The 17,241-nt window shown below is 55.1% G+C and carries 18 protein-coding genes and 1 pseudogene; 4 read left to right on the top strand and 15 right to left on the bottom strand.

Annotated elements, in window-relative coordinates; all coding sequences use genetic code 11:
- Nucleotides 1-25 precede the first annotated feature (25 nt).
- From DS906_RS21480 to DS906_RS21460, 5 genes are all read right to left on the bottom strand, one after another.
- A complete protein-coding gene (locus DS906_RS21480; RefSeq protein WP_113792082.1) occupies nt 26-664 on the bottom strand; it encodes an acyl-homoserine-lactone synthase in 639 nt (212 codons plus the stop codon).
- Nucleotides 665-748: 84 nt separating this feature from the next.
- Nucleotides 749-1,468, bottom strand: a complete 720-nt coding sequence (locus tag DS906_RS21475; protein WP_113792081.1) for a LuxR family transcriptional regulator — start codon at nt 1,466-1,468, stop codon at nt 749-751.
- The gene (locus tag DS906_RS21470; RefSeq protein ID WP_058278773.1) at nt 1,407-1,625 is read right to left on the bottom strand and encodes a hypothetical protein; all 219 of its coding nucleotides are present in this window, start codon (nt 1,623-1,625) and stop codon (nt 1,407-1,409) included. Before DS906_RS21470 ends, DS906_RS21475 begins: the two co-directional genes overlap by 62 nt.
- A gap of 207 nt (nt 1,626-1,832) precedes the next feature.
- Complete coding sequence (gene ccrA / locus DS906_RS21465; RefSeq protein WP_058273680.1) at nt 1,833-3,119, bottom strand: crotonyl-CoA carboxylase/reductase; 1,287 nt, start codon at nt 3,117-3,119, stop codon at nt 1,833-1,835.
- A 113-nt stretch (nt 3,120-3,232) separates the two neighbouring features.
- Nucleotides 3,233-4,621, bottom strand: a complete 1,389-nt coding sequence (locus DS906_RS21460; protein WP_113792173.1) for a 1-acyl-sn-glycerol-3-phosphate acyltransferase — start codon at nt 4,619-4,621, stop codon at nt 3,233-3,235.
- 141 nt (nt 4,622-4,762) lie between these two features.
- Between DS906_RS21460 and DS906_RS21455 the strand changes: the two are divergent.
- The 3 genes and pseudogenes from DS906_RS21455 to deoD form a co-directional block, all read left to right on the top strand.
- A pseudogene (locus DS906_RS21455) lies at nt 4,763-6,733 on the top strand (protein meaA); the annotation flags it as partial.
- A gap of 124 nt (nt 6,734-6,857) precedes the next feature.
- Complete coding sequence (locus tag DS906_RS21450; RefSeq protein ID WP_113792079.1) at nt 6,858-7,172, top strand: H-NS family nucleoid-associated regulatory protein; 315 nt, start codon at nt 6,858-6,860, stop codon at nt 7,170-7,172.
- Nucleotides 7,173-7,196: 24 nt separating this feature from the next.
- The gene (gene deoD, locus DS906_RS21445) at nt 7,197-7,907 is read left to right on the top strand and encodes a purine-nucleoside phosphorylase (protein WP_113792078.1); all 711 of its coding nucleotides are present in this window, start codon (nt 7,197-7,199) and stop codon (nt 7,905-7,907) included.
- Between the two features lie 562 nt (nt 7,908-8,469).
- Here deoD and DS906_RS21435 read toward each other — a convergent pair.
- Nucleotides 8,470-9,249: a succinate dehydrogenase iron-sulfur subunit gene (locus DS906_RS21435; protein ID WP_113792076.1), complete on the bottom strand. Its 780-nt coding sequence runs from the start codon at nt 9,247-9,249 to the stop codon at nt 8,470-8,472.
- A 164-nt stretch (nt 9,250-9,413) separates the two neighbouring features.
- Between DS906_RS21435 and DS906_RS21430 the strand changes: the two genes are divergently transcribed.
- A complete protein-coding gene (locus DS906_RS21430) occupies nt 9,414-10,469 on the top strand; it encodes a glycosyltransferase family 4 protein (protein ID WP_113792075.1) in 1,056 nt (351 codons plus the stop codon).
- A gap of 13 nt (nt 10,470-10,482) precedes the next feature.
- Here DS906_RS21430 and DS906_RS21425 read toward each other — a convergent pair whose 3' ends face one another.
- The 9 genes from DS906_RS21425 to DS906_RS21385 form a co-directional block, all read right to left on the bottom strand.
- The gene (locus DS906_RS21425; RefSeq protein ID WP_113792074.1) at nt 10,483-11,139 is read right to left on the bottom strand and encodes a hypothetical protein; all 657 of its coding nucleotides are present in this window, start codon (nt 11,137-11,139) and stop codon (nt 10,483-10,485) included.
- 34 nt (nt 11,140-11,173) lie between these two features.
- Nucleotides 11,174-11,785, bottom strand: coding sequence for a class I SAM-dependent methyltransferase (locus tag DS906_RS21420; RefSeq protein ID WP_113792073.1), 612 nt, complete (start codon nt 11,783-11,785; stop codon nt 11,174-11,176).
- Between the two features lie 133 nt (nt 11,786-11,918).
- Nucleotides 11,919-13,727, bottom strand: a complete 1,809-nt coding sequence (gene sdhA, locus DS906_RS21415; RefSeq protein ID WP_113792072.1) for a succinate dehydrogenase flavoprotein subunit — start codon at nt 13,725-13,727, stop codon at nt 11,919-11,921.
- 24 nt (nt 13,728-13,751) lie between these two features.
- A complete protein-coding gene (sdhD, locus tag DS906_RS21410; protein ID WP_113792071.1) occupies nt 13,752-14,123 on the bottom strand; it encodes a succinate dehydrogenase, hydrophobic membrane anchor protein in 372 nt (123 codons plus the stop codon).
- Nucleotides 14,124-14,134: 11 nt separating this feature from the next.
- Nucleotides 14,135-14,518 (bottom strand): succinate dehydrogenase, cytochrome b556 subunit, encoded by a 384-nt coding sequence (gene sdhC, locus DS906_RS21405; protein ID WP_113792172.1) that lies wholly within the window; start codon nt 14,516-14,518, stop codon nt 14,135-14,137.
- Nucleotides 14,519-14,718: 200 nt separating this feature from the next.
- The gene (locus tag DS906_RS21400; protein WP_113792070.1) at nt 14,719-15,381 is read right to left on the bottom strand and encodes a DUF1194 domain-containing protein; all 663 of its coding nucleotides are present in this window, start codon (nt 15,379-15,381) and stop codon (nt 14,719-14,721) included.
- 57 nt (nt 15,382-15,438) lie between these two features.
- Nucleotides 15,439-16,467, bottom strand: coding sequence for a MaoC family dehydratase (locus DS906_RS21395; RefSeq protein WP_113792069.1), 1,029 nt, complete (start codon nt 16,465-16,467; stop codon nt 15,439-15,441).
- Entirely contained in the window at nt 16,467-16,673 is a 207-nt protein-coding gene (locus DS906_RS21390) for a DUF1737 domain-containing protein (protein WP_113792068.1), read from the bottom strand. Before DS906_RS21390 ends, DS906_RS21395 begins: the two co-directional genes overlap by 1 nt.
- A gap of 12 nt (nt 16,674-16,685) precedes the next feature.
- Nucleotides 16,686-17,240, bottom strand: a complete 555-nt coding sequence (locus tag DS906_RS21385; protein WP_113792067.1) for an NnrU family protein — start codon at nt 17,238-17,240, stop codon at nt 16,686-16,688.
- Nucleotide 17,241: the final 1 nt, after the last annotated feature.

Here is a 17,241-nt window from a genome sequence, read left to right as displayed (position 1 = left end):
GATGTGGAATTCGGTTTTCCCCCGGTCAGGCTGACATTGCAAACGGGTGCTGCCTACCGACGCCGAAAGCCGTCTTGAACCACAGCCGCGACAATTCACGCGGGATGCCTGCGCGCTTGGCCACGCGGTTGCAGTCGTCCGCCGAATACGGCCACATCCCGACCGAGATTTGATCACGTCCCTTACCTTCCGTGCCCAGCACGATCGGGGATGATCCGATCAGGCGATAGATGCGAATCATACGCGCATCGAAAACACCCGCGATATGGGTCAAACCAAACCCTTCCATCATTTCGCCGCCGCTAAGCATGATGGCCCCGGCCGTATGCGGGCTTGCCGTGCGCGACAGGCAAAAGCGCGTCACCTCCCAGATCAGGGGGCTGCTGATTGGTTTGCAGCCCGTCAGGTGTCCAAACACCTCGTTCACCATAACTGGACCAGTGGTCGGCAAAACACGCATGGACCCGCCGTGGCTGCCATCCGGCTCTTCCCAAATGACATAGATCGGGTTCAGATCATCGTACTGATCCCGCTCTTCACCCTTGTCGTTAACATGAACATCCCAGCCCAGCCGGGTTTTGAATTGATCGGCGCGGTCCCGAAACATCCCCTCGGCCAGTTTTGGATATTTGTGCAATTCGTCAGCATAGACATAGCGCAACATGACTCTTTTCCCCTTGTCGTCCTGTGCAAGAACGAAGGGGGTACAAAGTCGTGGTTAATTTCCGGTTTTGAGAGCGCGCGCGCCTTAAACGACTATTAACCCTCGGCTTAAGGCCGTTGCGATAGCATGAGTTGTGTTTTGCGCACCCAACTTTGCGCGGGCGCTTTCGATATAAACCCTCAGCGTGTGTTCCGAGATCGACAAGGAATGAGCGACCTGTGCCCTGCTATAACCCAGGGCGAGCAAGGTCATGGCATCCACTTCACGCGGCGACAATCCGCGTGAAGATTCGGGCTGACGGTCACTTTCAAACTCCAGCGCCTTTCGGTTGAAGTAATGCGCGATCAGGATCAGTTCACGTCCATGCGTTTTGATGAACCTCTGCCAAGTGTCATCGTCACAGGTATGATTGACGGTAAACAAAGCGAATTGCCCATTCGGTCCGCGGATCGGTATGGAATAGCCTTGATTGCCAACGCCGTGCTCCAGTGCATCCTTCAAAAACGTCTTGGCAACCTTGCCCGACCAATCCAGCGTCTTCCAGTCCACCGGGTGAAACCGTTGAAAACAACCCAAGATAACCGGATCTATTCTGTGATAATTGCGCTTGCGGTATCGTTCGGCCCAGACATCAGGATAGGTGGTATAGCCGTATTGATCACCGGCCCCGTCGACCCAATGGTAAATCAGGTTGTCAATCTGCAGCCTGTCCCGCAGGCGAATGGCGACATCGCTCAGTTCGTCAAGCGAGCTGGTGTTTTCCAAGTCCTCCAGAACCTGGCTCATATCGAGTTTTGTTGCCATCCGCTGGTGCCCGAACCTCATTCTTTCTGGACGAGATTTCGGCTGCGGCGATCAGCTTGGTGTCATCCAACTGCTCGGCAAGCGCGGTCAAACCGTTTTCAACAGCAAAGGCGCTGAGGTCCGACAGTACGTCCAGTATCCACTCATTTTGCGCCATCAGCGTCTCTCCGAAACGGTTAACGAAGGGTTAACACAACCATAGCATGAGGAAGTTTTTTTAGCCTATTCACTGATTTCTACTCCCCAAAAACAGCGGGGTAACTTCGATTAAGGCTTTGAAAAGCCTCATATCACCGCCCCAAAAGAAACACCCGCGAGCCGGAAAACCGATTCGCGGGTGTTTTAGATTTCGTCTGACGCAGACTTAGTCGCGCGCGGCCAGAACCTCTTCCAAGGTGCGCATTCCGGTCTGTGGAGCCTGAACCAGCACCGACATGTTGCCCGGCTTATGCTCGTTCCGCAGCATCTTCATGTGCGCCTCGGGCAGATCGTTCCAGGTGAACACTTCGGACATGCAGGGATCCAGGCGACGTTCAACCATCAGCTGGTTTGCCGCAGCTGCCTGCTTGAGGTGGGCAAAGTGCGAACCCTGCAGACGCTTCTGGTGCATCCACATATAGCGCACGTCAAAGGTCAGGTTGTAGCCGGTGGTACCAGCGCAGATTACAACCATTCCGCCTTTTTTCACGACGAAGGTCGAAACCGGGAAGGTGCTTTCGCCCGGGTGTTCGAACACCATGTCGACGTTGTTGCCTTTACCGGTGATGTCCCAAATGGCTTTGCCGAACTTGCGGGCCTCTTTGAACCACTCGGCATATTCGGGTGTGTTCACTGTGGGCAGCTGACCCCAGCAATTGAAGTCCTTGCGGTTCAGAACGCCCTTGGCACCCAGACCCATCACAAAGTCGCGCTTGCTTTCGTCCGAGATCACACCGATCGCGTTTGCACCTGCGGTGTTGATCAGCTGGATCGCATAAGAACCCAGACCGCCCGATGCGCCCCAAACCAGAACGTTCTGGCCCGGTTTCAGGTCATGCGGCTCGTGGCCGAACAGCATCCGGTAAGCAGTTGCCAGTGTCAGCGTGTAGCAGGCGCTTTCTTCCCAAGTCAGGTGCTTAGGACGCGGCATCAGCTGTTGAGCCTGAACATTGGTGAACTGCGCGAACGAACCATCGGGGGTTTCATAGCCCCAAATCCGCTGACTGTCCGAATACATCGGGTCGCCACCATTACAATGTTCGTCGTCGCCATCATCCTGGTTGCAGTGAATGACAACCTCATCACCAACTTTCCAACGGGTGACTTTTGAACCAACCGCCCAAACGATGCCAGACGCATCCGAACCGGCAATGTGGTAAGGTGCCTTATGGCCGTCAAAAGGCGAGATCGGCTTGCCCAGCGAGGCCCAAACGCCGTTGTAGTTGACGCCTGCAGCCATGACCAGAACCAGCACTTCGTGACTGTCCAGCACGGGGACGTCTACAACTTCCTGAATCATCGCGGTGTCCGGGTCGCCGTGGCGCTCCTTGCGGATCGCCCATGCATACATTTTCTTGGGCACAAATCCCATCGGAGGGATTTCACCCATCTCATAGAGGTCTTTTTCCGGTGCCTCGTACGACGCGATGCCGCTGTCGGTGTCCAGAGCCATGTTGGCCTCCTTCAGTTCTAAACCTTTGCCGCGATGCAGAATCGCGCACATTAAACGATGGAATATTGGCCTTTAGGAAATAATGCAACCGAAATAAGCGCAGTTTTGTAACTTTATGACCCAGCGGATGCAGAAATTTCCCTCGCACCTGCAGCATTTCCTTCGTCCGGTCCCATTGGAACCGAGGCTGCATAATATTTCAGAAGATCAACCCTTTGGCCGGACAGGCATATTTTTCCGCCCCTGCGCCTGAGAATTCGCCGTTCGACCAACTGATCAATCGCGGCTTCAACCGAGGTCCGGTTCTCTTGGTCTGTCATTCCATTGCGACGCATGAGCTCGACAATCACCTGAACGGCATCGGCCTCAGACATCTCTTTATGCTTTTGCATCAGCCAACACGCAGCGGGTACAGGGACCAGCGGGATGGCTGCGCGGAGTCGCGTCATCAGGTCACGCGCCAAATCGGTCATCAGATCGCGCTGATGATCTGCCCGAAACGCCCGCAAGGAAACGGGCTGACCATACCGGACCGAAGCCAGACCAAAACGTTTGTAGCGCCCGATCACCCGCCGCCAGAGTTGTTTGAGGATCCACTTGGCGATTACACCGATTCGCGCGCGAAACCGCCGTTCATTGCCTAATGCGGCACGCGTCAGAACAGTATCTTCGAGCACCCGGTCATAGTTCAGTGCCACCGGAACGAACACGACATCGCGCCCCTCTTCCGAGGTCCCGTCGATAATATACTTGAGCAAACCCAGTTTTGGACGGCCCAGGGCACCTGTCAAACTTAGCTTGCCTTCGGGGAACATGGCCTGTGTCACCCCAGCCTCAGTCGCATGGCGCACGTAGCAGGACAGCACCTGACGATAGAGATCATTGCTGGATTTTCGCCGGATAAAATATGCCCCCATCGCACGAATCAAGCGACTAAGGGGCCAGACACGGGCCCATTCGCCAACCGCATAAGAAAGGGCCGCATGTTGCGCTGCGAGGTAGGTAACCAGCACATAGTCCATATTGCTGCGATGGTTCATGACGAAAACCACCGTGGCGTCGGGGTCAATGTTTTCGACAGCGTCTTCGTCCTGATAGCTGAGCTGCACATGGTAAAACGCATTGCTCAGCAGACGAGCCAGTCGGATCGCAATGCTGAAATAGGCAACTGCGGAAAACGAAGGAACGATCTCACGCGCGTATCGCTGCGCTTGCTCGAACGCCACGGCATCGGGAACCCCCGTTTCGCGTGCGTGATCCTGAACGGCCTGACCAACCTGCGGGTCATAGATCAGGCGCTGAATCATATCGTGACGGTGTGCCAGCTTGAACGGCTGGATCGGCCGCTTCAGGCGCGTGTTCAATCGCTTCACAGCTCGTTCTAGGCGACGCCTGAAAAACCACCGCACCGATGGGAACAGAAAATGTGATGCCAAAGTGACCACGGCAAACACCAGGATCAGCAAAAAAAGCCAAAGCGGAAGTTCCACGGTCTGAGTCATGCGCGCACCCTGCCACCAAACGCTGCGTCCTACAATCTGAAGAACCTCATATGCCGCGACGCAGCGAATTGACATGTCCCGAAAATTGCGCTTTAGAGGCCGGGAACGTAATTTTCTTGCCCAACCGAGACACGAGGTCCAGCTATGACGCAGACGCAGAAAGATCGCCCCTGGCTCATCCGAACCTATGCTGGTCATTCCACCGCCAAAGCGTCGAATGCGTTGTATCGCGGGAACCTCGCAAAAGGTCAGACGGGCCTTTCAGTAGCCTTTGATCTGCCCACGCAGACCGGATATGACAGCGATCATACGCTCGCGCGCGGCGAAGTGGGCAAGGTTGGCGTACCCGTCGGCCACCTGGGCGATATGCGGGTTCTGTTCGACCAGATTCCGTTGGAACAGATGAACACCTCGATGACGATCAACGCGACAGCGCCTTGGCTGCTTGCGCTCTACATCGCTGTGGCCGAGGAACAAGGCGCAGATATCTCCAAGCTGCAGGGCACCGTTCAGAACGATCTGATCAAGGAATACCTGAGCCGCGGCACCTATGTCTGCCCGCCCAAACCCTCGCTCAAGATGATCGCCGACGTGGCCGAGTACTGTTATACCAACGTGCCGAAATGGAACCCGATGAACGTGTGTTCCTATCACCTGCAAGAAGCTGGCGCGACACCGGAGCAAGAGCTGTCTTATGCGCTGGCCACCGCTATCGCCGTTCTGGACGAACTGCGCCCTCGTGTCCCCGCCGAAGATTTCCCGGCGCTTTGTGGGCGGATTTCGTTCTTTGTGAACGCAGGTATCCGCTTTGTCACTGAAATGTGCAAAATGCGCGCTTTCGTCGATCTTTGGGACGAAATCCTGCGCGACCGCTACGGTGTAGAGAACCCGAAATTCCGCCGATTCCGGTATGGCGTTCAGGTCAACTCGCTCGGTCTGACCGAGCAGCAGCCCGAAAACAACGTCTACCGCATCCTGATCGAGATGCTGGCCGTGACTCTTTCGAAAAAAGCCCGCGCCCGCGCAGTTCAGCTGCCTGCATGGAACGAGGCATTGGGCCTGCCCCGCCCATGGGATCAGCAGTGGTCCATGCGGATGCAACAGATTCTGGCCTATGAGACCGATCTTCTGGAATATGGTGACCTGTTCGATGGCAACCCCGCCGTGGACGCGAAGGTTGAAGAATTGAAAGAGGGTGCACGCGCCGAACTGGCCAATCTGGATTCAATGGGCGGAGCAGTAGCGTCTATCGATTACATGAAGTCACGGCTTGTTGATTCAAACGCTGAACGCCTGAACCGCATCGAACGGAACGAAACTGTCGTTGTCGGTGTGAACAAGTGGATCGAAGGTGAACCCTCACCTCTGCAAACCGAAGATGGCGGCATCATGGTCGTTGACCCCGCGGTCGAACAAGAACAAATCGCGCGCTTGAATGAATGGCGGCAAGATCGCGATGAAACAGCTGTCGCGGCGTCTCTGGCCGCGTTGCGCGAAGCGGCGCAAAACGGAACCAACGTTATGGAGCCCTCAATCGCAGCCGCCAAGGCTGGCGTAACAACGGGTGAGTGGGCCGAAGAAATGCGCAAAGTCTACGGTACGTATCGCGGGCCTACGGGCGTTTCGGGCTCGGTCTCGAATAAGACAGAAGGCTTGGAAGATCTGCGGGCCGCAGTGGATGCGGTCAGCGACAAGCTTGGCCGCCGTATGAAATTCCTGGTCGGCAAACCGGGCTTGGACGGTCACTCGAACGGGGCGGAACAGATCGCATTCCGCGCACGGGATTGCGGTATGGATATCAGTTACGAAGGTATTCGCCTGACACCCGAGGAAATCGTGACCGCCGCTGCGGATGACGACGCGCATGTGATCGGTCTGTCTATTCTGTCGGGCAGCCACATTCCGCTCGTGCAGGACGTCATGAAACGGCTGCGAGAGGCCGGGTTGGATCATATTCCGGTGATTGTCGGCGGCATCATCCCTGATGACGACGCCGCAAAGCTCACTGCAATGGGTGTTGCAAAGATCTATACGCCCAAGAATTTTGAGCTGAACGCAATCATGGGCGATATCGTCACTCTGGTAGATCCGCAGAACCTCGCTGCTGAGTAATACCGATCATTTTCGACAACCGTTATTCTATCCCCGGAATGAAAGGGGATAGATACTTCATTTCTTTGGAATTACGGTGTGCCATCGGGGACGCCGGTAGTGACTAATTCCAGGGAGAGGGTGAATGTCGGGGACAAATCTTGAAAAAATGTCGCGTAAAGAACTATTTGAATTACGCGATCAAGTCGAAAAGGCGTTAATCGACGCTGAAAAACGCGAACGAAAAGAGGCTTTAGAAGCTGCTGAAAAAGCTGCTGCTGAATTTGGATTTTCTTTGTCAGAATTGGCAAAAGGTAATCCGACTTCCGGAAAAACTACAAAAGCAAAATACAAAAACCCTGCAGATCCAAATCAAACATGGTCGGGTCGCGGCCGAAAGCCGCAATGGATTCATGACGCATTGAAATCCGGGGCAAATATCTCGGATCTGGAAATCTAATATCTGATTGGAACTTATCCCAAAATGACAATTCATATTGGAGCCCAAAAAGGCGACATCGCGGAAACGGTTCTTTTGCCCGGCGATCCTTATCGTGCAAAATGGGCAGCCAAAACGTTTTTGGACGATGTGAAACAAGTCAATGACGTGCGTGGCATGCTGGGCTTTACGGGAAGCTGGAAAGGCAACTCTGTCACCATTCAGGGAAGCGGTATGGGAATGCCGTCCTTGTCGATTTACGTCAACGAATTGATCCGGGACTATGGGGCCAAAACGCTGATCCGCATCGGCTCTTGCGGGGGAATGCAGGACAGCGTGAATGTCCGCGATGTGATCCTTGCGATGACCTCGACCACCCTTAGCACACCGTCACGCGGCATCATGAAAGAGCTGAACTTTGCACCCTGCGCCGATTGGGGGTTGCTTCAGGCGGCGGCTCAGGCGGCAGCTGCCAAAGGCACGCCAACCCATGTTGGTGGTATCTATTCGTCGGACGTTTTCTATGACGAACGCCCAGATCTGAACGAACAGATGGTGCGGCACGGTATTCTCGGGGTCGAGATGGAAGCTGCAGAGCTGTACATACTGGCCGCGCGTCACAAATGCCGGGCATTGGCTGTCCTAACTGTTTCCGACCACTTGCTGACCGGCGAAGCTTTGCCCTCAGCTGAGCGCGAAAGCAGCTTTGGCGATATGGTTGAAATCGCACTTCAGGCGGCATTCCCTGCGGCGTAAATGCAAACATGCAGGGTGGAAAGCCGCCCTGCTTATGCCGCTATTGACCCTTCAGACATTGAGTTGGCGCGTTGCTGCCCTGCTGCTGCGCGCCACAGAATGCACACACCCAAACGCCTTCCTTACGGTGCTGCCGCCAGCGGCAGTCCCGGCTCAAGGACGAGGTACGCGAACGCCAAAGGAAATAGGCAAACACTCCGCCTGCCAAGATAAGAAGCAAAATGGGCATGCCAATGCATGACCCATTTTGAGTGCCGGCTGCAAGTCTGACGTCGACTTAGGCTGCGTTTGCGTATTCGAAAAGCTCAGGTTCGTGCTTTTCTTCCACCTCTACAGCCTCGGGCGTGTAGTAGGCCCACGCTTGATTTAGAAGCTCCAGAGCTTCAGCAGCGCTCGATTTGGATTGTAATCTTTGATTTTGCATCGGAGCGGTCCCGTTTTCGGTTTCATCACTCCTCCCTGATCACCAAGATAGTCTGGATCAGGGGCCATCGCATTACACAAATCTGCAACTGCGACATGCACTTACCACAAGGCGGCAAGTGCATGATTTTCATACGCTTTAAACTGCGCGATCAACCATCATCTTTTTGATTTCGGCAATCGCCTTGGCCGGGTTCAAACCCTTCGGACAGGTCTTGGCGCAATTCATGATCGTGTGGCAGCGATACAGCTTGAACGGGTCTTCCAACTCATCCAAACGTTCACCAGTGGCTTCGTCACGGCTGTCGATGATCCAGCGATACGCATGCAAAAGCGCAGCGGGCCCAAGGTAGCGATCCCCGTTCCACCAATAACTGGGGCACGAGGTCGAGCAGCTGGCGCACATCACGCATTCATACAGCCCATCCAGCTTCTTACGATCTTCGATGGATTGCTTCCACTCTTTCGCAGGACGGTTGGTCTTGGTTTCCAGCCACGGCATGATGCTGGCATGTTGCGCGTAGAAATGGGTCAAATCGGGGATCAAGTCCTTGACGACCGGCATATGCGGCAGCGGATAAATCTTAACGTCACCCTTGATTTCATCCATGCCGTAGATACAGGCCAGCGTGTTGATCCCGTCGATATTCATCGCGCAGGAACCGCAGATACCTTCGCGGCAGGATCGGCGGAAGGTCAAGGTTGGGTCGATTTCGTTCTTGATCTTGATCAGCGCGTCCAGAACCATCGGACCACAGCTGTCCATATCGACAAAATAGGTGTCTACGCGTGGATTTTGCCCATCATCCGGGTTCCAACGATAGATCTGAAACTTACGAATATTGGTCGCGCCTTCAGGCTTCGGCCAAGTTTTTCCTGTGGTAATCCGAGAGTTCTTTGGCAGGGTGAGTTGTACCATTTCCGACCTCGCTAAAATCCTGCGTATAGATATACTCGGCAGACCGGAAAGCCAACCTTTTTCACCTTGAAAACACCCAAGAAAATTGGGCAAGTTCACCATAATAATCCCGCGGCGTTCAAGGATCGTGCCGCTGAAGAAACGAGTTGAGTGCAGGACAGCGAATGCCGATAAATGTCGTCAACATCCCCTACGGCAACAAAAACCCGTACCAGAACCTGATGTACTCGGCCTGCAAGCCAGAGTTTTGCCTGGTCGCCTCGAAAAATGCTCCTTTGTCCACCATTGCAAAGGCTGATTTTCAACCCGATCAAAGCATCATTCATATCCATTGGGACGATCGCCTATTCCCCAATCCAGAAACGGAAGAGCAGGGTTCTGAGTTTCGTTCCAGCTGTGACGGCCTAAGACAATACCAGGCCAATGGCGGGCGCGTGATCTGGACCATTCACAATCAGTTCGCGCATTCCGAAGGTGGCGAGACAGACTATTTCCGCAATATCCGCCGGGAATTGGCGAACATTGTCGATCTAATCCACGTTCACACGCCCCATGCCCGGCAACATATGATTGATGAATATGACGTTGACCCTGACAAACTGCGCGTCATTCCACACCCCAGCTATCTCGGCGTTTACGAGGCTGCAGAGCAAACGTTGAAACGCCCCCTTCCGCTGCGTGAGCGCACCCATTTCTTAAGCTTTGGGACAATGCGAGGCAGCCGTGAATTGGAACGTTTGGAAGATGCCGCAAAAAAATTGACCAATCGCGGGCACGACTTTCAGGTATCAGTCGTCGGGCGGGTGTATCCGTCCGGCCGCCGCCTGATGCGCCGCCTGCGGTCAAACCGCAATACTACGGTTGTGCCTGAACGAATTCCCGATTCCGAAATAGCCCAAGTGTTCTCAAATGCGCATGCCTATATGCTGCCGTCGACGACCACTTTTACTTCGGGAACAGCGATGCTGGCGCAGACATTTGGCCTACCGATTCTCGGCCCCGACATTGATGCGCACAAGCATACAACACCAGAGGCCTGTCATGATCTGCTTTATCCCGCGCAAAGCCCAAGGGGCTTGATCCGCATGATGATGCGCATGCTCAGCATGACTGATAAAGAACTGGCCGAAAAACGGCAGGCCTGTCTCGACTTTGCGGTTGAACGCAGCCCACACCGGATATCCAGCGACCTGAAACGCGCGTTGTCTGAACTGGCTTAGATGGCGCCACCCGTTATACGGCGCCCGTCGTACGCCCGGCAAAAACCGCGATTTCATCCAAAACTGCTTGGGGCGTCCTTTTGGTAAAAGTCTTGAAGATAGTCTCGTGCTCACCTTCGGTGGGTACACGCCGGACAAATCCCCATTCCTCGCGATCAATGACCCAGCTTTCAATGCCGTTTTCATACAACCAGCGCGCATAACGTACATCCACGAATTTCTGGCTAGATTTCATGTATTCGTAAGGTGCAACGTTGCAGCCAAGAGCAACCAATGCCCCTGTTCCCAATTGGTCCACACGTTGCATTTTTTCCAATGGTTGGCCGAACTTAATTGCCGTTCTTTGATGAACGTTTTCCGGAGCCGTACTGGAATAAGTGGACCCATGTGTGCCAATGACCAATTTTTCCGCGTCGTGGCTTTCCAAGCATTTGACCATGCGCTGAACATATTCATCACTGTAGTTTAAATCGTCGTCGACCAAAAATACGATATCATCAGGATCCGGAGTCTTTACAAACTTGCCGACGTCTTTTTGATCTTCCTCGGGAACAAATGCAGACACTTTGGGATGATTCCGATATTCCGGCGGAACCTCTTTCCATTCGTTCATGCACAAGTGTAGCATGTCGACCTGATCAAGGATCGAGCGCACCGCATGCAGCAGCATTTTCTCACGTATTGGGTACGATGCCATATGCGCTCTAATCACTATCCTGCGCCCTTTCGAAAACTATGAACGAAGCGAAACTGTATCTGCGGGAATTACCGTGGCCGTCCCGATTGAACGGGTTTGTCTCACCGCAATACATCTTCCAATTTGGGAACTGGTCCGCAACCCAGTTCGAAAACTCCCGATGGCGCACATGTTGGTCTGTTGTGTCAAAGTCGAAATCAGACGAATAAATCACCACAAACCGTTTTGCTAATGAAAACAACCGGTTCATATAGACCTCAAAGACGTCGTCTTCGACCAGATGGTATATGACGTCCAAGGACAGCGCAGCGTCGTGCGGCTCGACCTCCGCATCTGCCAGAAGAAACGTCCAGCCTGACCGCTCGCTGAATTGGGCATTGCACTTGCGCACGCAGTCTTCCGAAATATCCAGACCTGTGAATTGAGGGATATCAAAAAGGCCTGCCTGGTTGCCGTCGCCACTGCCCAATTCGACAACCGATTGTACGGCTTCAACTTCGACAAGGGTGTTGACGAAATTGGCCTTGTAAACCGCTAACCGGCCATAAGAGCCAGCGCCAGAATTATTACCCTGAACGTATCGGTTGATCCAGTATTCGTTTGAGGAGAAACCACTCATGTTTGCACTTCAACACTGGTAGGGCCGCAGACACAGGTTCCACGGTCTTTGAGTGCGTATAGTCTTTTTCCCTCAACTATACTATTCACTGCGCGGCCTCTCAATTTCTGTCGCGTCTTCAGGCTATGTGGCGTCAGAACGTCCGCGCTTTGGGGGCGATTTTCTTCAGGCTGATGCCGCCTTCTTCCTCGGTTGTCAGCGGATCGGCAATGACCGGACGATAGCTGAGATCAACCTGGTTGCCATCAACACGCGACACCGTATGAACGCGCCAGTTCTCATCATCACGCTCGGTGAAATCTTCATGCGCGTGGGCGCCGCGGGATTCCTTGCGCGCCTCGGCGCCGACAATCGTGGCCAAGGCGCTTGGCATAAGGTTGGTCAGCTCCAGCGTTTCCATCAGATCGCTGTTCCAGACCAGCGAGCGGTCGCTGACTTTCAGGTCGTCCATCTTGGCGGCGATCGCCGTCATCTTATCGACGCCCTCGGCCATGGTTTTTGCTGTCCGGAAGACCGCTGCGTCTTCCTGCATGGTCTTCTGCATCTCAAGACGTAGATCGGCGGTCGCGATTGCACCGCTGGCATTGCGTACCGCGTCAAAGCGGTCGAACGCCTTATCGACGGACGCCTGATTCAGCACCGGGTTCGGTGCCTCGGCATCCACAACCTTGCCCGCTTTGATTGCAGCAGCGCGGCCAAACACCACGAGGTCGATCAGTGAGTTCGAGCCCAAACGGTTCGCCCCGTGGACCGAGGCACAGCCTGCTTCTCCCACAGCCATCAATCCGGGGACAACGCCCGTCGGGTTGTCAGCGGTCGGGTTCAGAACCTCACCCCAATAGTTGGTCGGAATGCCGCCCATGTTGTAATGCACAGTCGGCAGAACCGGGATCGGTTCCTTGGTGACGTCTACGCCCGCAAAAACCCGCGCCGATTCCGAAATACCTGGCAGGCGCTCTGCCAGCGCTTCGGAAGGCAGGTGACTGAGGTTCAGGTGAATGTGGTCGCCACCGTCACCATGGCCACGGCCTTCACGGATCTCCATCGTCATCGAGCGCGAGACGTAATCGCGGGGTGCGAGGTCCTTGTACTGGGGCGCATAGCGCTCCATGAACCGTTCGCCTTCCGAGTTGGTCAGGTAACCGCCCTCACCACGCGCGCCTTCGGTGATCAGACAGCCAGAGCCGTAGATGCCGGTCGGGTGGAATTGAACGAATTCCATATCCTGCAGCGCCAGACCTGCGCGGGCCACCATGCCGCCACCGTCACCGGTGCAGGTGTGGGCCGATGTTGCGCTGAAATAGGCGCGGCCATAACCGCCTGTCGCCAGCACAACCATCTTGGCGTTGAAGACATGCATCGTTCCGTCATCCAGCTTCCAGCAGACAACGCCCTGACACTGCCCATCTTCGGACATGATTAGGTCGATGGCGAAGTATTCGATATAAAACTCAGCGTTGTTCTTCAGCGACTGACCATACAGTGTGTGCAGGATTGCGTGACCCGTCCGGTCAGCAGCCGCACAGGTCCGCTGCACTGCAGGGCCTTCACCAAACTCGGTGGTGTGACCGCCAAAGGGACGCTGATAGATCTTGCCTTCCTCAGTCCGGCTGAACGGCACGCCATAGTGTTCCAGCTCGTACACAGCCTTGGGGGCCTCACGAGCGAGGTATTCCATCGCGTCTGTGTCACCTAGCCAATCCGAGCCTTTGACGGTGTCGTACATGTGCCACTGCCAGTGGTCCGGGCCCATATTGGACAAAGATGCGGCGATACCGCCCTGCGCGGCCACGGTGTGTGAGCGTGTCGGGAACACCTTCGTGACACATGCCGTGCGCAGACCTTGTTCTGCCATGCCCAGTGTGGCGCGCAGACCAGCGCCGCCAGCGCCGACTACAACCACGTCATATTCGTGTGTTTCGTATTCGTATGCAGCTGTCATTTGATTATTTCCTTACCGCGCGTTTCACAGAGCCAGCTTGATCAGGGCAAACAGCCCTGCAGCCATCAATGTGTAGCCAAACGCCGCGACGGCCATGAGGCTCAGTTTTTCTGCAACACCGTGGACATAGTCTTCGATCGCAACCTGGGTCTCACGCACCAGATGCAGGATGACCACGACCATCGTCAGGCCAGTCACAATCGCCGGGAATGGGCGGCTGTAATAGGCCAGAATCTCTTCGTATGATCTGCCCAACCCGCTTGCGAAGACGAAAACAAAAAGGGGCACCAGAAGGACCAAAGCAGTCGAGCTTACCATCATCTGCCAGTGATGATGTGTGCCTTCTCCGCCAGCACCGGAACCCTGCGCGCGTTTGCGGTCAGTGAGGTAATTCATGGCCAAGCTCCTTAAACCGCAATTGCTGTGATGAATGCGAGGATGGTGGCCAGCACCAGCATGCCGATCCCCATCTTTTCGGAAATACCGACGTCCACGCAATAGCCCAGATCCCAGATCACGTGACGCAGACGACCCAGCATGTGATAGAAGATCGCCCAGGTCGCAGCGAACATCACCAGATCACCCAGCCAGCTTCTCATAAGACTGTCGATGAAATTGAACGACGCCTCGGATGTTGCGGCGGCCAGGAACCACCACACGACAAAGAACGCGATCAACAACGATGCAATTCCCGTGATGCGCACAAGGATCGATGTCATCGAAGTCAGTTGGGGGCGGTAGATCGTGAGGTGAGGTGAAAGAGGGCGGTTGCCCCGATTTACATCGGCCATGTTGGCTCCTTTACGGTTGGCTTCCGAAGGTTTTACCGTTTTTTGCCGTTCTGTCACGTGCTGCAGGTGCAAAAAAGTTCACAATTGACGCAAAATGACGCATATTTGCATTATGTGATCACACAAAATAAGCTCGTGATCACAAAAAGTTTTCCATCCTTTATGATGTTAGCGCCTGCAGACCCGATTCTGTTGTGCGGCTATTTCAGATCAGCGGTTTGCTGGGTCACCTCGCGCAGCAGTTTCTTACGAATCCGCTCGGGATAATCAGCGAACCCCGAGGCCGAAACGACAAACGCCCCCTCGCCCACGATCACATTTTCAAAGAAATATGCGGTCAGATCCGGTTCGCTTTCTTCGATTGCAATCGCGTTCACCGTCACACCGCGTGTCCGCAGAATTCTGTGGACGTCCGATGGTTCCACCCCTTCGTTCGACACACCATCGCCGGAGATATCGATCAGGTGGCGTTTGCAATCCGACACCGTATCGAAATAGGACATGGTCGTTTCCAGCGCCTCGCCAATTGCGGTGGAAAAGTTGCGCCAGACCCTTGGATCGTTGGCTACCTTCACTGCAAACTGATCTATTGCCTCGAAACTGTCGATATGTGTCCACGGGACGGTGACCATCTGACGAGAGGACCCTGTCCACTGCACCAGCATCACGCGGGCTTTCCCGCGCACCAGCGCCTCGGACACAATTGGATCGCGCAACCCCGCAGCAAGGCCATCCATCTGAATTCGATACTCGGTCGAATCCACCGAGCCCGAGACATCTACGGCCAGCGCCAATGCCAGATCGCAGGCATAAGCGGGTGGCGTCAGACAGGCGCAGGCAGCTATCGTGCGAAACAACGTCATGACCACAGCCTAGCACGATTGGCGCTGGCTGCGATCAAATGAATGTCACCACTAGTGTCAGATCGGCATCAGGGCCCAGTAATCCAGATCAAGCAGGACATTGGGCAGATACCGACCATCTTCGTTTTTCAATTCAAACGGCGCGCCGCCCTTTGTGGCGACCAGCCGCAGGCGCACCGCACCAACACCCGGAATGGCGGTTTCCGCCTTATCCAAAACTTCGGACCAGGCTTTGATCGTGTCGCCCGCAAAACAGGGGTTCGCATGCGCGCCACCGTTCAGGCCAACGATCATCTGTGCGTTAGCCAACCCGTTGAACGACAAGGTCCGCGCCATGGAAATCACGTGACCGCCATAGATCAGCCGCCCTTCGGGGCGGAAGGTCAGATCGAAATGCACCTTGGCGGTGTTCTGCCACAGGCGGGTGGCCAGCATATGCTCGGCCTCTTCGACCGTGACGCCATCGACGTGATCGATTTTCTCGCCAATCTCATAGTCGCCCCAGCGATGCGCCTCGCCAGCCTGAGCAAAATCGTACTGAGAGAAATCAAGGCCCTCGGGCGCGATCAGATCCTTTGCGTCCAGCGCCTTTTTCAGTTCGGGCACCACAGTCTCGGGCGCGGGCGCATCCATATCCGATTTCCGCACCATCACCCAACGCACATATTCGATGACGACTTCATCGCGCTGGTTCAGACCACGCGTGCGAACCCAGACAACGCCGGTCTTGCCATTCGAGTTCTGTTTGAGACCGATCACCTCGGATTCCGAGCGCAAGGTATCGCCGGGATAGACCGGCTTAAGCCAGCGCCCTTCGGCATAGCCCAGATTAGCCACGGCATTCAGCGAAATATCCGGGACAGTTTTGCCAAACACGACATGAAACGCCGCCAGGTCATCAATGGGACATTGCGGCAGACCACAATTCCGGGCGAATTCGTCCGAGGAATACAGCGCATGCCGCGCCGGATAGAGCGCGTGGTACAACGCCCGCTCGCCATTGGTCACCGTGCGCGGCACGGCATGGTGCAATACCTGACCAATGGAATAGTCCTCAAAAAAGCGGCCCGGATTGGTTTTTGCCATTATTGCTGTCCCAGTTTCATGTCAGGTGAATAGTCGGCCCCGACCTCTTTGGTCACGGCTTGCGCGCAGCGCATCATGCGGCTGTTTTCGTCATAGGCATAGGACGGGTCGCCATACAGCTCCCACCCTTTTGCTAGTGCGTCTGTTACTTTGTGGCAGAAGGCCGAGGTGTCTTCTTCGGTTAACAAACGGTAGAGTTTTGCCATGATGTCAAATCCTTACGAGGGGAACGGCGACGGGCCGACCAGCCCGTGAACGTAACCGATGACACCCAGCAGCACGATCGAGGCCACAAAGAACATCGCGTCTTTGCCGTAGGTTCCGGGTTCACCGGGCGTCCAGTCAGGTTCAGACTTGTTGATTACGATCACCTCAACCACAGCCCAGGCCAACAATCCGCCAAACAGGATGATCGAGGCCAGATCCCCATTCACCAGCAAATGCGCAAAAGCCCACAGTTTGAACCCGCCCAGCATCGGGTGGCGGAGCTTATTCAGAAGACGGCCCTTGGTTCCGGCGGGGCTCAACATGAAGATCGCGATCAACACCAGCAGGTTGTTGATGTGAATCATGAAGGCAGGCGGGGCCCAGACATAGATGAAATCGGTCATGCGATAGCCGAAGATCATCAGCAGGATCGACGCCACCAGCGCCAGCGCAACCGCGCCCTTGCCAGCGTCGCCCATCGCAGCGCGCCGCTCTGGCATAAAACGTTTGAACAGATGTGCGGCCCACCATAGCGCCACACCAAGAATCAGAAGAACAAAGCCCATG

This window comes from Ruegeria sp. A3M17, assembly GCF_003318255.1.
Classification (GTDB): domain Bacteria; phylum Pseudomonadota; class Alphaproteobacteria; order Rhodobacterales; family Rhodobacteraceae; genus Ruegeria.
This window is presented reverse-complemented; position numbering and strand designations above follow the sequence as displayed.

What these genes read in the sequence shown, in the direction of transcription:
- sdhD (WP_113792071.1), bottom strand. Translation starts at nt 14,123, where the DNA reads ATGAATTACCTCACTGACCGCAAACGCGCGCAGGGTTCCGGTGCTGGC.
- DS906_RS21400 (WP_113792070.1), bottom strand. Translation starts at nt 15,381, where the DNA reads ATGACGTTGTTTCGCACGATAGCTGCCTGCGCCTGTCTGACGCCACCC.
- ccrA (WP_058273680.1), bottom strand. Translation starts at nt 3,119, where the DNA reads ATGGCTCTGGACACCGACAGCGGCATCGCGTCGTACGAGGCACCGGAA.
- DS906_RS21425 (WP_113792074.1), bottom strand. Translation starts at nt 11,139, where the DNA reads ATGCTGCTGCATGCGGTGCGCTCGATCCTTGATCAGGTCGACATGCTA.
- DS906_RS21460 (WP_113792173.1), bottom strand. Translation starts at nt 4,621, where the DNA reads ATGACTCAGACCGTGGAACTTCCGCTTTGGCTTTTTTTGCTGATCCTG.
- DS906_RS21475 (WP_113792081.1), bottom strand. Translation starts at nt 1,468, where the DNA reads ATGGCAACAAAACTCGATATGAGCCAGGTTCTGGAGGACTTGGAAAAC.
- sdhC (WP_113792172.1), bottom strand. Translation starts at nt 14,518, where the DNA reads ATGGCCGATGTAAATCGGGGCAACCGCCCTCTTTCACCTCACCTCACG.
- DS906_RS21385 (WP_113792067.1), bottom strand. Translation starts at nt 17,240, where the DNA reads ATGGGCTTTGTTCTTCTGATTCTTGGTGTGGCGCTATGGTGGGCCGCA.
- DS906_RS21470 (WP_058278773.1), bottom strand. Translation starts at nt 1,625, where the DNA reads ATGGCGCAAAATGAGTGGATACTGGACGTACTGTCGGACCTCAGCGCC.
- DS906_RS21480 (WP_113792082.1), bottom strand. Translation starts at nt 664, where the DNA reads ATGTTGCGCTATGTCTATGCTGACGAATTGCACAAATATCCAAAACTG.
- DS906_RS21430 (WP_113792075.1), top strand. Translation starts at nt 9,414, where the DNA reads ATGCCGATAAATGTCGTCAACATCCCCTACGGCAACAAAAACCCGTAC.
- sdhA (WP_113792072.1), bottom strand. Translation starts at nt 13,727, where the DNA reads ATGACAGCTGCATACGAATACGAAACACACGAATATGACGTGGTTGTA.
- DS906_RS21420 (WP_113792073.1), bottom strand. Translation starts at nt 11,785, where the DNA reads ATGAGTGGTTTCTCCTCAAACGAATACTGGATCAACCGATACGTTCAG.
- deoD (WP_113792078.1), top strand. Translation starts at nt 7,197, where the DNA reads ATGACAATTCATATTGGAGCCCAAAAAGGCGACATCGCGGAAACGGTT.
- DS906_RS21450 (WP_113792079.1), top strand. Translation starts at nt 6,858, where the DNA reads ATGTCGGGGACAAATCTTGAAAAAATGTCGCGTAAAGAACTATTTGAA.
- DS906_RS21395 (WP_113792069.1), bottom strand. Translation starts at nt 16,467, where the DNA reads ATGGCAAAAACCAATCCGGGCCGCTTTTTTGAGGACTATTCCATTGGT.
- DS906_RS21435 (WP_113792076.1), bottom strand. Translation starts at nt 9,249, where the DNA reads ATGGTACAACTCACCCTGCCAAAGAACTCTCGGATTACCACAGGAAAA.
- DS906_RS21390 (WP_113792068.1), bottom strand. Translation starts at nt 16,673, where the DNA reads ATGGCAAAACTCTACCGTTTGTTAACCGAAGAAGACACCTCGGCCTTC.